This is a genomic window from Rhodococcus sp. (in: high G+C Gram-positive bacteria) (assembly GCF_049299235.1).
Classification (GTDB): domain Bacteria; phylum Actinomycetota; class Actinomycetes; order Mycobacteriales; family Mycobacteriaceae; genus Rhodococcus.
Genome location: NZ_JBAQXC010000162.1, coordinates 1 through 13,170, shown reverse-complemented (window position 1 = coordinate 13,170; position 13,170 = coordinate 1). Strand labels below are relative to the sequence as shown.

Genomic DNA, 13,170 nt, shown 5'->3' with positions numbered 1-13,170 from the left:
CCGGAGGCCCTCGTCGTATGCGGAGGTCAGTACGTCTGGATAGCCCAGACCGCGTGGGCAATCGCGGTACCCGTCTCGTCCACGATTGCCGACGGCAACTGGATCTCGACGCCGAGCAGTTGGATCGCCGGATCGGACGGCACCGTAACCGCACGCTGCTCGCCCGGCGCGAAGAGTCGGCCGTCCACGAACGTCTCTCCCGTCTGAGGGTCGCCGTAGACGACGATCAGGCGCCACGGCGCCGAAGAGATCTCGGACGGCAACGACAACTGCAGCGGATACCCGGCGGGAACGTCGAGCATGCCGAGTGGGTTCTCGATGCAGTCCTCCAGGTAGAGGTTGCAGTGCTGGGTCGGCTCGACCGTCACACTCGTGCCGTGCGCGAACGCGGTGACCGTCGGCAGTTTCGGATCGGCCGAATCGACGAGCTTCCACACCACTGCGGCGAGACCACCCGCCACGAGTAACAGGACCACCGCGATCAGCGCGATGATCTTCTTCGTCCGGGCCTGCAGCGTCATCAATTTCCGTTCCTGCTCGATGGTCCACCGGCGCGGGGGGTGCGCCGGTCGGCGGTCTCTTGATCGGCGTGCTCGGGGCGTTTACCACCCAGCCCGGGCAACAATGTCTTCCCACGGTAGGTCAGGATCGTCTGGGTCAGACCGAGAACGAGCACCACCGTGACAGTGCCGAATCCGACCCAGTACTCGGGTGGAAGTAGTACACCGAGTGCACCGCCGGTAACCCAACTCAACTGAAGCACCGTTTCCGAACGTCCGAAACCGGACGCGATCGACTCTTCCGGAAGATCCTGCTGCAGCGACGCGTCCAGCGACACCTTGGCCAAGGCGCTCGCACATGCCGCGACCAGCGCCGCGGCGGCAGCCGCGAAGATATTGTCGGTCGCGGCGACGATCGCCGACACGATCACGACCGCCGCGGTGCAACGGACGACGACGAGCGAGGGACGACCCAGCGCGAGCCGCGCCCCCGTGGCGTTGCCCGCGAAGTTGCCGATCGCCGCCGCCGCCCCGACCAGGGCCAGCATCGCCGCCTGGACGAGCGGTTCGTGTTCGGTCTTGGACTTCGCGACGAACGCGATGAACAGGGTCAGGAATCCGGTGAGCACCCGGATCGTGCCGTTGCCCCACAGTCCGGTGACCACGGCGCGGCCCAGCGGTTGGCGGCGTCGGGTGCCGGGCGGGACGATCACCTCGGTCTTGGTGTCGAGCACCTCGGTGCGGGCATCGGATCCGTGATACGACAGCGTCGCCGGGACCTCACCTTCGGTGACCTCCACCCACGCCGGGATCCGCATACTCAGGTACGCGCCGAACGCGGTGATCCCGGCGCACACCCACAACGCACCCGACGACCCGAACAGCCATGCGGCGACAGCGGCGATCGCGCCGGCCCCCAACGTGCCGCCGACCAGGCCGAACACGGTCAGCCGCGAGTTCACCCGCACCAGATCGATCTCCGGTGGCAGCACCCGGGGCGTCACCGCAGACTTGAGCACCGAGAACGATTTGCTCAGCACCATCATCGCCAGGGCCGCCGGATAGAGCCCCCAACTGTCGAAATTGAAGACGAGCACGATCGCCAGGACACACCGCAGCGCGAACGATGCGGCCAGAGCAAGCCGCCGACCGCGCTGTAACCGGTCCAGCAACGGGCCGATCAGCGGAGCGATGATCGCGAACGGTGCGATCGTGATGAGCAGATACAGCGCGACCTTCGTCTTGTCCTCACCGGTCGCGGCCGAGAAGAACAACGTGTTCGCCAGAGCCACCGCGATGGCCGCGTCGCTCGCGAAGTTCGCCGTCGTCGCGTACATGAGGGCCGTCAGGCCGGACTTGTCGGCACCGTCAGCGGTGGCGGCGCGCCGAAACGTAGCAATGCCCTTGTTCGTCAATTCCCTGCTGCGCAGCGCCGCAACCCGGGTCACGGTCAATTTCCGCGGCATCCGCGGGGCACGCGGTGCGTCGGATTCGGGGGCGCCGCGCGCATCGTCGCGGGGTTTTCGGTTCTCGTCGAGCGGATGCAGTGGCGGCAGTGGCGTGCGCCGGGCGGTGTGCCGTGGTGGCGGATAGTTTCGGTAGCCGGGGTGGTCCGCATCGGGATCGTGCCGGCCGGGACGCGGTGCCTGTCGACGGCCGCTCGCGTCCGCGTCGGCACGCTCGTGCGCCCCGTCTGCGGGTCGGCGCTCGTCCGGATCTGTCACGACTTCGATTCTTCCCCACCGGCCCCGCACGGTGCAGGCAGGGACCCGCGTGCGATTCCCCACGCCGTGTTCACGGCACGAACCGCACCTCGAAGAGGGTTGGCCAGTACTTCCCGGTGACGAGGAACCGGTCGGTACCCGGCACCTGCGCGATGCCGTTGAGGACATCGATGTCCGCTCGCTGCTCGTCGGTGAGCGCGCCGCGCAACGCACCGGCGTCGATGCGTGCGGTGACCCGCCCCGAATCCGGATCGATGCGGACGATCTCGTCGGTCTTCCAGACGTTCGCGTACACCGAGCCGTCCTCGGCGCATTCGAGTTCGTTGAGATTCGCGACCTCGCGACCGTCGGCGCGGACCGTGACGGTGCCGAGCGCGTCGAAGCTGTCGGGGTCGCGGAACGTGAGGGTCGACGAGCCGTCACTCATGACCAACCGGTCGTCGGCGGCGCACAGACCCCAGCCCTGACCGTCGTACTCCACGAGATGCCGGGGTGCGAGCGTGTCGCGGTCGCGGGCAATGGCGACTTCGTCCTTCCAGGTCACCTGCCACACGGTGTCGCCGGTGACGGTGATGCCCTCGCCGAACATGTCGTCGGGGACCGGTACACGGGTCCGCTCGGCGCCGGTGCCGAGCGTTCGCGCCGACAGATACGACCGTCCGCTCAGCCCTGTGCCCTCGAGTAGCTCGCCGTCGGACACCTCGAGTCCCTGGGTGAAGGCGTCCGTATCGTGCGGTCTCGTCGTGACGATCTCGACGTGCAATCGCTCGGCGGGCGGGCCCGCGTCGACGACGGATCGTTCGCCGCAACCGGCGACGGCGCCGGAAACGAGAACGGCCCCGGAAACGAGAAGCGCGACGGTCCCGGCGAGGACGCCGGTGTTTCGGGTCGGTTCGGGAAGTTCGAGGCACTGTCTCTGTCGCACGGATGACATCATCCTCTGTCGTACGGATGACATCATCGCAGTCTTCTCGGCAGCCAAGGGGCGCGCTCCCCGTCCGGTGCGGCAGAATGGTGGGCGTGAGTGCTGTGTCTTCTGCTGATGCCCTCAGCGCGGAAACCCTGGCCGCTGCGGATGTGCGGCCCGTCCTTGCCGACGCGGTCGACGTAGCCCGCGCGGCTCTCGAGGAGCTCGGCGAAGGCGGAATCGGTGCACATCTCGGTGTGACCAGCGAGAACGACTGCGCGGCCACCCACCGGTTCGTGGCAAACCTTCCCGGATACCGCGGGTGGCAGTGGGCGGTCGTCGTTGCGGCGGCACCGGAATCCGATCACGTCACGGTCAGTGAACTGGTGTTGCTGCCCGGACCGGACGCGCTGATCGCACCCGACTGGCTTCCGTGGAACGAGCGCGTCCGACCCGGCGACCTCGGGCCGGGCGATCTGCTCGCTCCCGTCGTCGACGATCCGCGTCTGGTGCCGGGATATATCGAATCCGGTGATCCCGAGATCGACGACACCGCGCTCGAGATCGGCCTCGGCCGTAGGCAGGTCATGAGCCTGGAAGGCCGCCTCGATGCGGCCCGACGCTGGTTCGAGGGATACGGGCCGGACAGCGAGATGGCGAAGGCTGCCCCGTCGACGTGTCTGCTGTGCGGCTTCTTCTTGCCGCTCGCCGGTTCGCTGCATGCGGCGTTCGGGGTGTGCGGAAACGAGTTCGCCGCCGACGGGCACGTCGTGCACTCGTCGTACGGGTGCGGCGCACACTCGGATACGACACTTCCGTCCGGTGCCGGGTCGCCTCGCTTCGAGGCGTACGACGATGCGGCGGTGGAGATCGTCGCGGTTGCCCGTCCGGAGTCGGTGGCGGACGAGTCTCCTGTGCCCGAACCGCCCGCCGACACGGCGGTCACCGACGATACCGGCCGGCCGGAACAGACCGACTGACGTGGCCCCGGCCGACCTCTCGGATCCGTTCGGTACAGCGGCGCTGCGGAGGGGCACACTGCTGGCGTGGCAGTCGTCGCCGACCCGGTTGCGTGAGGACTCCGCGACCGAGGCGGATCTCGTTCGCGCCGGATACCGCGATCGTGTTCTCACCGAACTCGCCCAGAACGCCGCCGACGCCGCGACTCGAGCGGGCATCACCGGCGCGATGCGGGTGTGGATCGGCGACGGCGGAGTGCACGTCGCGAACACCGGTGCTCCGCTGGACGGTCCCGGCGTGCAGGCACTGACGGCACTCCGGGCGTCCTCGAAGACCGGCGGTGTCGGCCGGTTCGGTGTCGGTTTCACCGCAGTCCTCGCGGTATCCGACGACATCGAGGTCCGGTCCCGGTCCGGGTCGATCCGGTTCTCCGGCGAGCACACCCGCGCGGTACTGGGCGAGCACGACCTGACCCCTCCGTCGTCCGGGGTGCCGGTTCTGCGCCTGGCGTGGCCGACTTCCGAACCGCCGGCGGCCGGTTTCGACACGGAGATCGTGCTGCGGCCCCGCGGCGACGTCGACGCGCACGCACTGCTCGACAGCTTCCGCGACGAGGCGGCGGACCTGCTGCTGGAATTGCCTGCCCTCGGCTCGATCACCGTCGGCGACAACGACATCAACCGTTGCCGTAAGGAACTCGCAGGCGGCATCCACGAGATCACCATCGCGGGGCGCCGGTGGTGGGAAGGTGCGGGGCCGCACGCGCGCTGGCTGGCCGCGGTCTCCGGCACCGGAACGATCGTTCCCGCCGGCGACGACGTACTGCGCGCCCCCACCCGATCCGACGAAGAGTTGTCACTGCCGGTCCTCGTCGTCGCGGACGTGCCGATGCAACCGGACCGGCGGCGAATGATGCCCGGGGCCAGGCTCGATCGGATTGCCGACGGCTACGCGCGGTTCGCGGCGGCGCTGCCCGCCGATCAGCGGATCGACGTCGTGCCGGTTCCCGGGTTCGCGCGCAGCGAGGCCGACGGGTTGCTCCGGGAGGCGGTGCTCACGGAACTGCGTACCCGTCCGTGGCTGCCCGCCGCGGACGGCGGCGCCGACCTGGTACCCGAACGCGCGACGGCGCTCGACGGACTCACCGACGAACTGGCCGTGGCCCTCGCCGACGTCGTGCCAGGACTCGTCGCGCCCGCATTGTGCAGCAGGCGGTACGCGCCGGCGCTCGGCGCCGTGGACGTGCACCGGATCGGTCCCGCACGCATCGCCGAACTGCTTACCGGTATCGACCGCGAACCGACGTGGTGGCGACGGTTGTACGACGCGCTGGAGCCGCTCGTAGTGGATTCGGTGGTCGCGGAAGAGCTTGCCGCGATCCCGGTTCCGCTGTCGGACGGGCGTCTCGTCACCGGCCCGCGGACCACCGTGCTCGGGGCGGATCTCGGCGTGAGTGGTCCGCTCGTGTTGCCGTGGGTTCGGTTGGTGCACCCGGACGCCGCCCACCCGCTGCTCGCGCGGCTCGGTGCGGGTACCGTCGCTGCCGTCGACCTGTTGTCGGATCCCGCGTTGTTCGCCGCCATCGAGGATGTCGATGCCGACGATTCCGCCGCCGCTGCGGAACTCGCCGACACTGTGCTGCGGCTGACCGCCCGTGTCCAGGGCGGCGATCTGCCTCGGGAACTGGGTGCGCTGCTGCTTCCCGGCACCGACGCCGAATTGGTTCCCGCCGACGAGCTGCTCCTGCCGGGTGCACCCCTCTCTGATGTTCTGGTCGATGAATCGCCCTTCGGCACAGTGGATTCCGATCTTGTCGATCGCTACGGCGCCGAATCGTTGAGGGCCGTCGGTGTCGGGTGGAGTTTCACGCTGCTGCGCGCGGACCTGCCGACCGGACCGGACCACGACCTGCCCGACGAGGAACAGTGGTGGGACACGATCGATACCGATCCGGACACTCTCGTCGCTGTCCGTGATCTCGACCTCGTCGACGAGAACCGATGGACGCAGGCGTTGTCGCTGCTTGCCGCGGACCCCGACACGGCCGCCGTGCTCGCGGACCGTGACGGCTACACCGCGTGGTGGCTGCGCACCTACGCGCACCAGGGCGGGCAGCCGCTCGGGCAGTTGCGCGACCCCGACGACGGGACCTTCGCCGGACTGCTCGATCCGTGCCCGCACCCCGATTCCGGACGCCTGCGTGCGTGCCTGGCCGCAGCGGTGATCGACAGCACCGGGCTGGCCGAGTTGCTGATCGAACGGCTCGCCGACCCGGACCGCTGTCCGGCACCGGCCGTCGTCGCCGCCGCGCACAGTGCGCTGGCCGGTGCCTACGCGTCCGGAGTGCTCGATGCTGCCGAACTGGATCTGCCGGATGCGGTGCGCAGTATCGCCGGCACCGTCGTCGACGCGTCGCACGCGCTGGTACCGGACCGTCCGTGGTTCGCGGCGCTGATTCCCACGGACCGGATCGTGATCGGCTCCGCGGCGACGGCCGTCGCCCTCGCCGAACTGCTCGACCTCACGCTCGCCTCCGCCGCAGTCTCGGGTGAACCGGCCGGTCCGGGCAGGGCCTCCGAATGGACCCGCGAACCACAGGCCGTCCTCGCTGCCGTCGCAGCCGGGGTGGCGCTGCCCCGGGGACCGCTCGTTGTCCACGATCGGCTCGTCGTGCGCTGCTCGGGTGCGGTGACGGGGGAACGGGACGTGCCGTGGTGGGTGGATCGTTCCGGCACCACCCACTGCACTCCCGGGGGATTCGCCGTGGCAGTGACCGGCGGTGACGCAGCGCGATGACGGTCGACGTCGCGGTGCTCGACTGGATGCTCGGGATTCGCGAGCCGCCGATCACGACGACCGCAACCGTCGTCACCCACACCGGCGGCACCGTCGGCATCGCGATCCTCGCGACCGTCGCGACGCTGCTGCTGCTGCGTGCCTCCCGGCCGCAGGACGCACTGATGGTCGCGGGTGCCGTACTCACCGGCTGGCCCGTCATGAGCCTGCTCAAACTGCTGTTCGCGCGCACGCGGCCGCCGCAGCCGGAGCGGTTGGTGGACCTGTCGACCCATTCGTTCCCGTCCGGTCACGCGATGATGTCCGCGATCCTGGCGGTCACCCTCGCGGCCGTCCTCGCCCGGTCCTCGCGTCCGCAGGGTGCGCGGCGCACGATGCTCTACGGCGGGCTCGCCGGTTACACCGTGGCCGTCGGACTGACCCGTGTCTATCTGGCGGCGCACTGGCTGACCGACGTCGTCGCGGGCTGGATTCTCGGATCGCTGTGGGCTTTGCTGTGGGTGTGGTTGGTCACGCGGGTGCGGATCCGTCGCTGACCGGCGAGTCGACCGTCCGGATCGTCAGCTCAGGCCGACCTGCGCGCCGCGGCGGCCGCGGCGGGCAGCGCGGCGTTGGACCAGGAACAGTGCATATCCCAGGAGCCCCACGACGATTCCGGCCACGCACACCGGCAGCGCCGCCGACCATCTGTCCCCGGCGACGAGAACGACGACCGTCGCCGCGACCCACAGGGCGGTGCCGACGGCCAGTGCGGGTCGGGGATCGGCGAGGCGCCGGACCTGCGCGGCGACGTCGTCTGCGTGTTTCACAATTTGCAGACTAGTAGTTGTCGCTTGCAATAATCTCCCGGTTGCGACTCGAGCACGTTTTCTTCGGAGCGGATATTCGACATGGCCGTAGGCACCGGTTTGCTGGACACGTATTTCAAGATCACCGAACGTGGATCGACGGTGTCCAGGGAAGTTCGCGGCGGCGTCGTGACCTTCGTCGCGATGGCCTACATCGTGGTGCTCAATCCCTTGATCCTGGGGAGCTTCTCGGCCGACGACGCCACCGCCAAGGTCGACGTGCTCGGAAACATCCTGCCGGTCAATCAGGTTGCCGCCGTCACCGCGCTCGTCGCCGGCCTCATGAGCATCGTGTTCGGTATCGTCGCCAATTATCCGTTCGCGCTAGCGGCGGGCCTCGGCATCAACAGCCTGCTCGCGGTATCCATCGCGCCACAGGTCACCTGGCCCGAGGCGATGGGCCTGGTCGTCATCGACGGCATCATCATCGTGGTTCTGGCGCTGACCGGATTCCGGACCGCGGTGTTCAACGCGATTCCGCCCGAACTCAAGTCGGCCATCGCCGCGGGTATCGGTGCGTTCATCGCGTTCATCGGCCTCGTCGATGCCGGTTTCGTCCGGCGCATCCCCGATGCGGCAGGGACCACCGTGCCCGTCGGTCTCGGCATCGACGGTTCGATCGCGTCGTGGCCCACGGCGGTGTTCGTCTTCGGCGTGTTGTTGATGGGTGTGCTGGTGGTGCGCAAGGTACGCGGTGGCCTGCTCATCGGCATCGTGGTCACCACGGTCGTTGCGGCGATCGTCCAGGCGATCACCGACGTCGGACCGTCGATGGGCACCAATCCGAAGGGCTGGAATCTGAGCACCCCCGAGGTACCGGGGCAGATCGCAGGCATGCCCGACCTGAGTCTGGTCGGTGACGTCGACCTGTTCGGTGCCTTCACCCGGATCGGTGTCATCGCCGCGACGTTGCTCGTGTTCACCCTGGTCCTCGCGAACTTCTTCGATGCGATGGGCACGATGACCGGACTCGGCAAGGAAGCCGGTCTGGTCGACAAAGACGGCAATCTGCCCAACGTCGGTCGTGCACTCGTCGTGGAGGGTACCGGCGCGATCGTCGGTGGTGCCGCCTCGTCGTCGTCGAACACCGTCTTCGTCGAATCCGCATCGGGTATCGCCGACGGCGCCCGAACCGGTCTGGCGAACGTCGTCACGGGTGTGTTGTTCCTCGCGGCGATGTTCCTGACACCGCTGTACGAGATGGTTCCGATCGAGGCGGCCGCACCTGCCCTCATCGTTGTCGGTGCCCTGATGATCGGTCAGGTTCGCGACATCGACTTCAGCAGGTTCGAGGTCGCCCTGCCCGCATTCCTGACAATCCTGGTGATGCCGTTCACCTATTCGATTGCGAACGGCATCGGAGTCGGATTCATCACGTGGGTGGTGCTGCACGTCGCCGCGGGGAAGATCCGCACACTGCATCCGCTGATGTGGGTTGTGGCAGCATTGTTCACCGCATACTTTGTGGTGGATCCCATCACCAGCGTGCTCACGTAGATGCACGTCGGTAGTTTCCAATCCATAACGTATTGTGCTCGCCATGACATCGGAGACATGTGCACTGGCGGGCGATCTCGCCCTGGCCGTCGTGCGCTTGACGCGTCATTTGCGGGGGAGACGCACCGATTCGCGAGTGTCCCTGACCCAGCTGTCGGCAATGTCGACGCTGAGCCAGGATGGTGCGATGGCCCCCGGCGCGTTGGCGGCCCGTGAGAAGGTTCAGCCGCCGTCGATGACGCGCGTGATCGCCTCGCTCAACGACCTCGGTCTGGTGGAACGGACGCCACACCCCACCGACGGACGCCAGATCATCGTCACCCTGTCCGCTACCGGGCAGGCATTGCTCGATGACGAGGCACAGGCGCGCGAAGTGTGGCTGACCGAGCGGCTGCAGCGGCTCGATCCGGACAGCCTCGAGACATTGCGCGGTGCCGTGGGCATCCTCACCGCGCTGGTCACCGACGACAAGTAAGGCCGCTACCGGGAGCGTTCGCTCCCGGTAGCGATACGAAGGCGGCTTCGCGAGGCGGACGCTTCGGCGCGATCGGCCTGCTCCGACCTCCGTTCATCATGCTGGGCTCACTTGTCCTTGTCGCCGGTGATCTTCTCGGCAATGTCGTTGGCCTTGTCCTTGATCTTCTCGGCACCCTTCTTGACCGCGGCCGATGCCTGGTCGCCCTTGCCTTCGTTCTTCAGGTCGTCGTCACCTGTCGCCGCCCCGGCCGCTTCCTTCGCGCGCCCTCCGAGTTCCTCGGCCTTGTTGCTGAACTTGTCGCCGACGCCCATCATGAACCTCCTGTGTTCGAACGTATTTCGTCGTATCGGTTCGATCCGACATCCAGTGGATACCCGAATCGTCCGTCGATACACCTGACTGCTCGGATCCGCTACCGATCCACGCCGGGCGGCCGTCCCGCACCCGGGGCCGGGCGACACCCCTGTCCTGGCAGAATTGTCGACGTGGTTCACGTCATCGACATCGACGATCCCGCCGATCCCCGGCTGGACGACTTCCGCGATCTGAATTCGTCCGATCGCCGGCCCGACCTGCCCGGCGGCAAGGGATTGGTCATCGCGGAGGGTGCGTTCGTCGTCCAGCGCATGCTCGACTCGCGGTTCACGCCGAACGGCCTGCTCGGCGTCGATCGCCGGTTCGACGAACTCGCCGACGACCTGCGTGATGTCGACGTGCCGTACTACCGCACCTCCGCCGCGGTGATGGCCGAGGTCGTCGGCTTCCACCTGAACCGGGGTGTGCTCGCTGCCGCTACCCGGCCGGAACCGCTGGTCCCACTCGACCTGCTCGACAAGGCCACCACCATCGCCGTCCTCGAGGGCGTCAACGATCACGAGAACATCGGTTCGATGTTCCGCAACGCCGCCGGACTCGGCGTCGACGCGGTGCTCTTCGGCAAGGGTTGCGCCGACCCGCTGTACCGCCGCGCGGTCCGTGTCTCGATGGGGCATGTACTGCGGGTTCCGTTCGCACAGATGACGAACTGGCCGGACGATCTCGATCTGGTGCGCGACCGGGGGTTCCAGTTGATTTCACTGACTCCGAATCCGCGGGCGGTCACGCTGGCCGCGGCGATGACGGGGGAGAAGGTGGCACTGCTGCTCGGCGCCGAGGGGCCGGGACTGACCGAAGACGCGATGCGTGCCACCGATGTGCGGGCGCGTATCCCGATGGCACCGGGCACCGATTCGCTCAACGTCGCGACTGCTGCCGCGATGGCGTTCTACGAGCGGGTGCGCATCCCGCGATGACTCATCCGCCTGCTCGTTCGGCGACACCGTGGGCAACCGGTTCGGCACTCGCGGTATTCGTCTTCGCCATCACGGTGGTGACCGTCTTCGCGTTCGGTTCGGTGCTGGCCGGTGTCAGTCCGCTACTCGCGCTCGCCGTCAATGTCGTCGCCGGTGCGGGAGCTGCCCCGACGTTGTGGTCGTGGTCTCGGGTTCTGTTGTGGCGCTGGGTAATTGCCGGATTCGCGGTCGGTGTTCCGGTTGGCTGGCTCATGCTGCTGGCCACGTTCGTCTGACATCCGGGTGCATCGGGTGTCACCGGGTACGGCGGAACCATCGCCACTGTCGCGGTTGGCGCCGCAGTCGCAACTGTCGCGGTGCGATCGGGTCCGACGCGGCGACCGGTGGTGTTCCGCCGTCCGGGTAGAGACCGAACCGCCACACCTCGATGCCGGCCGGATCCGGGCTGCCCGATTCGGCGTCGATGTACCGAAAACCGAGCCACGAGTCGTTCGCTGCCTCGACGAGTCGCCGCGGATGGAACGGCAGTGCCTGTGGGGGCGGGGACATGTCGACGGGCCAGCGCACCGGATGAGCGCCGGCCCAGAACGGACCTTCCCACACGAACGGCACGCCGTCGTCCTCGAAGATGTCGACGGTCGTCGCGCTGAATGCTCGCCGGAGTTCGCCGTGGTGCCAGTGCGCGAACGCCCCCCACGCCCGCCGTGGATCAGAACGGATCAGATAGGTGTCCTCGGAACCCAGGGTGTGCGTCCAGGTTCCGGGGATCTTCGACGGCTGTCGCTGTGACAGGTCGGGACTGCACACCACTGTCACGCCCGGGTAGCTACCCACGTGGATCCGACTCGGATCGGTGCACGCAACGGCTTCGATGAGTGGAACACGTTCCAGCGGAACCGAATTCAGATTCGGATAGAGTCGTCCCACGAGGGCGTGGGCGGACTCGCGGATGGGACGCGCATATCGCAGGACCGCAGCCGGATCCGGGGCATCGACGTACCAGAGGGTCGAGACGGACACGGCCACCGGGGCCGCCCCTCAGACGCGCCCGTTGCTGCGCACGCCGAGAAGCACGTCGTCCCAGGATGGGAGCGCAGGCTTGCCGCGTTTGTCCTTGCCCTGTGTCTGCTGCGGAGCCCGCTTCGGCTGCGGATCGTCATCGAACGCACCGTCGTCGTCCTCGTTCGACGGCTCGGGAGCGAGCTCCTCGATCGTGGCGGTGGCGGACGGCTCCATCGGCTCTACCGGGTCCGCGTCGATTCGATCCAGCGTGATCGGATCCGCCGGGGCGGGGGGACGCTCGGCCGCGGTGTCGGTGTCGGGGGTGTCGTCGACGTCGCGTGCCGAGTACACCGGCGTCAGATAACGCAACGGGCGCGCACAGTCCGGATCGACGAGTTCGCTCGCGATGTCGTCGAGAGCGACGATCGTGCCACCGTGCGCGTCCGGTTGGTAGCGCCAGTGTGCACTGTTGGTGGAACGACCGGCGTGCCACTGCAATTGCGCGACCCAGTGACCGTCCTCGTCGCGCCATGCGTCCCAGACCGCGGCGTCGATGCTGTGGCCGCGCGCACGAAACGCCTGCGTGACGATGTCGAGCAGGGTCTCCACCGCGGGACCGTCGGCTCGGACGGGGTGCCCGTTCCGTGCCATCTCGGCGGCCCGGGACCGCTCGAGCAGAACGGGGTAGGCGAAGCGTTCCACCTTGGCCAGGGGAACGCCGGCTTCTTCGGCGACCTGCTCGACGGATGCGCCACTGCGGATCCGTGCCTGGATTTCGCGAGGCCGGAGCTGACTGGTCGTCTCGATCTGGATCTGACCGAGTCGCGCGAGGTCGCCGCGGGACGCGGCGCGCAGTGTGTCGTCGACGGGGATGCGGAACTTCTCTCCGGTTGCGGGGTCCGCGAGCACGACGTGGGACCCGTCGGGCTCGAGTCCGACCACTCGAAGCTCTCGCACCTTGACCTCCTCGCGCCGGTTCGCGATCGACCCGCCCGACTGTAATGGAACAACGCGGTCCGGGTGGCCGGACACGCCGCACCGCGTCGGGTGGGGCGCTGAGCAATGTCACCTCGGACACGCTATGGTGCTGGTTTCACTGAAAAGTCTCGACCAGTAGTCGAGGGTTCGCCGCGCGGTGGGAACGGTGAAGGGCCGGGCCCGACGGG

The 13,170-nt window shown here is 68.0% G+C and carries 14 protein-coding genes; 7 read left to right on the top strand and 7 right to left on the bottom strand.

The window, feature by feature from the left end; translation table 11 throughout:
- Positions 1-26 precede the first annotated feature (26 nt).
- The 3 genes from WAX14_RS10075 to WAX14_RS10065 form a co-directional block, all read right to left on the bottom strand.
- A complete protein-coding gene (locus WAX14_RS10075; protein ID WP_422627942.1) occupies positions 27-521 on the bottom strand; it encodes a DUF2771 domain-containing protein in 495 nt (164 codons plus the stop codon).
- Positions 521-2,224, bottom strand: coding sequence for an MFS transporter (locus WAX14_RS10070; RefSeq protein WP_422627941.1), 1,704 nt, complete (start codon positions 2,222-2,224; stop codon positions 521-523). The genes WAX14_RS10075 and WAX14_RS10070 overlap by 1 nt, the downstream gene beginning before the upstream one ends.
- A 70-nt stretch (positions 2,225-2,294) precedes the next feature.
- The gene (locus WAX14_RS10065; protein ID WP_422627940.1) at positions 2,295-3,149 is read right to left on the bottom strand and encodes a glutaminyl-peptide cyclotransferase; all 855 of its coding nucleotides are present in this window, start codon (positions 3,147-3,149) and stop codon (positions 2,295-2,297) included.
- 86 nt (positions 3,150-3,235) lie between these two features.
- On the opposite strand from WAX14_RS10065, the gene WAX14_RS10060 reads away from it, so the two are divergent.
- From WAX14_RS10060 to WAX14_RS10050, 3 genes are read left to right on the top strand one after another with little or no spacing between them, the layout of a single operon-like run.
- Positions 3,236-4,111: a DUF3027 domain-containing protein gene (locus tag WAX14_RS10060; protein WP_422627939.1), complete on the top strand. Its 876-nt coding sequence runs from the start codon at positions 3,236-3,238 to the stop codon at positions 4,109-4,111.
- 1 nt (position 4,112) lies between these two features.
- Positions 4,113-6,887 carry a sacsin N-terminal ATP-binding-like domain-containing protein gene (locus tag WAX14_RS10055; protein WP_422627938.1) on the top strand — a complete coding sequence of 925 codons (2,775 nt, stop codon included), beginning with the start codon at positions 4,113-4,115 and terminating at the stop codon, positions 6,885-6,887.
- On the top strand, positions 6,884-7,423 hold the full coding sequence (locus WAX14_RS10050; protein ID WP_422627937.1) for a phosphatase PAP2 family protein: 540 nt from the start codon (positions 6,884-6,886) through the stop codon (positions 7,421-7,423). The genes WAX14_RS10055 and WAX14_RS10050 overlap by 4 nt, the downstream gene beginning before the upstream one ends.
- A gap of 24 nt (positions 7,424-7,447) precedes the next feature.
- Here WAX14_RS10050 and WAX14_RS10045 read toward each other — a convergent pair whose 3' ends face one another.
- On the bottom strand, positions 7,448-7,696 hold the full coding sequence (locus tag WAX14_RS10045; RefSeq protein WP_422627936.1) for a DUF2530 domain-containing protein: 249 nt from the start codon (positions 7,694-7,696) through the stop codon (positions 7,448-7,450).
- Positions 7,697-7,777: 81 nt separating this feature from the next.
- Between WAX14_RS10045 and WAX14_RS10040 the strand changes: the two genes are divergently transcribed.
- The gene (locus WAX14_RS10040; protein ID WP_422627935.1) at positions 7,778-9,232 is read left to right on the top strand and encodes an NCS2 family permease; all 1,455 of its coding nucleotides are present in this window, start codon (positions 7,778-7,780) and stop codon (positions 9,230-9,232) included.
- 43 nt (positions 9,233-9,275) lie between these two features.
- Positions 9,276-9,707 carry a MarR family winged helix-turn-helix transcriptional regulator gene (locus WAX14_RS10035; RefSeq protein ID WP_422627934.1) on the top strand — a complete coding sequence of 144 codons (432 nt, stop codon included), beginning with the start codon at positions 9,276-9,278 and terminating at the stop codon, positions 9,705-9,707.
- 107 nt (positions 9,708-9,814) lie between these two features.
- Here the strand turns inward: WAX14_RS10035 and WAX14_RS10030 are convergent, their stop codons facing one another.
- On the bottom strand, positions 9,815-10,021 hold the full coding sequence (locus WAX14_RS10030; RefSeq protein WP_422627943.1) for a CsbD family protein: 207 nt from the start codon (positions 10,019-10,021) through the stop codon (positions 9,815-9,817).
- Positions 10,022-10,195: 174 nt separating this feature from the next.
- Between WAX14_RS10030 and WAX14_RS10025 the strand changes: the two genes are divergently transcribed.
- Both WAX14_RS10025 and WAX14_RS10020 read left to right on the top strand, forming a co-directional pair.
- Positions 10,196-11,002 carry a TrmH family RNA methyltransferase gene (locus WAX14_RS10025; RefSeq protein ID WP_422627933.1) on the top strand — a complete coding sequence of 269 codons (807 nt, stop codon included), beginning with the start codon at positions 10,196-10,198 and terminating at the stop codon, positions 11,000-11,002.
- On the top strand, positions 10,999-11,277 hold the full coding sequence (locus WAX14_RS10020) for a DUF2537 domain-containing protein (protein WP_422627932.1): 279 nt from the start codon (positions 10,999-11,001) through the stop codon (positions 11,275-11,277). The genes WAX14_RS10025 and WAX14_RS10020 overlap by 4 nt, the downstream gene beginning before the upstream one ends.
- Positions 11,278-11,296: 19 nt before the next feature.
- Here the strand turns inward: WAX14_RS10020 and WAX14_RS10015 are convergent, their stop codons facing one another.
- Together WAX14_RS10015 and sepH are read right to left on the bottom strand one after the other, a co-directional pair.
- Positions 11,297-12,028, bottom strand: a complete 732-nt coding sequence (locus WAX14_RS10015) for a DUF6928 family protein (protein WP_422627931.1) — start codon at positions 12,026-12,028, stop codon at positions 11,297-11,299.
- 12 nt (positions 12,029-12,040) lie between these two features.
- Complete coding sequence (gene sepH, locus WAX14_RS10010; protein WP_422627930.1) at positions 12,041-12,961, bottom strand: septation protein SepH; 921 nt, start codon at positions 12,959-12,961, stop codon at positions 12,041-12,043.
- Positions 12,962-13,170 lie beyond the last annotated feature (209 nt).

Coding starts and splice junctions, on each gene's coding strand:
- WAX14_RS10040 (WP_422627935.1), top strand. CDS start 7,778: ATGGCCGTAGGCACCGGTTTGCTGGACACGTATTTCAAGATCACCGAA.
- WAX14_RS10075 (WP_422627942.1), bottom strand. CDS start 521: ATGACGCTGCAGGCCCGGACGAAGAAGATCATCGCGCTGATCGCGGTG.
- WAX14_RS10020 (WP_422627932.1), top strand. CDS start 10,999: ATGACTCATCCGCCTGCTCGTTCGGCGACACCGTGGGCAACCGGTTCG.
- WAX14_RS10060 (WP_422627939.1), top strand. CDS start 3,236: ATGGTGGGCGTGAGTGCTGTGTCTTCTGCTGATGCCCTCAGCGCGGAA.
- WAX14_RS10050 (WP_422627937.1), top strand. CDS start 6,884: ATGACGGTCGACGTCGCGGTGCTCGACTGGATGCTCGGGATTCGCGAG.
- WAX14_RS10035 (WP_422627934.1), top strand. CDS start 9,276: ATGACATCGGAGACATGTGCACTGGCGGGCGATCTCGCCCTGGCCGTC.
- WAX14_RS10030 (WP_422627943.1), bottom strand. CDS start 10,021: ATGGGCGTCGGCGACAAGTTCAGCAACAAGGCCGAGGAACTCGGAGGG.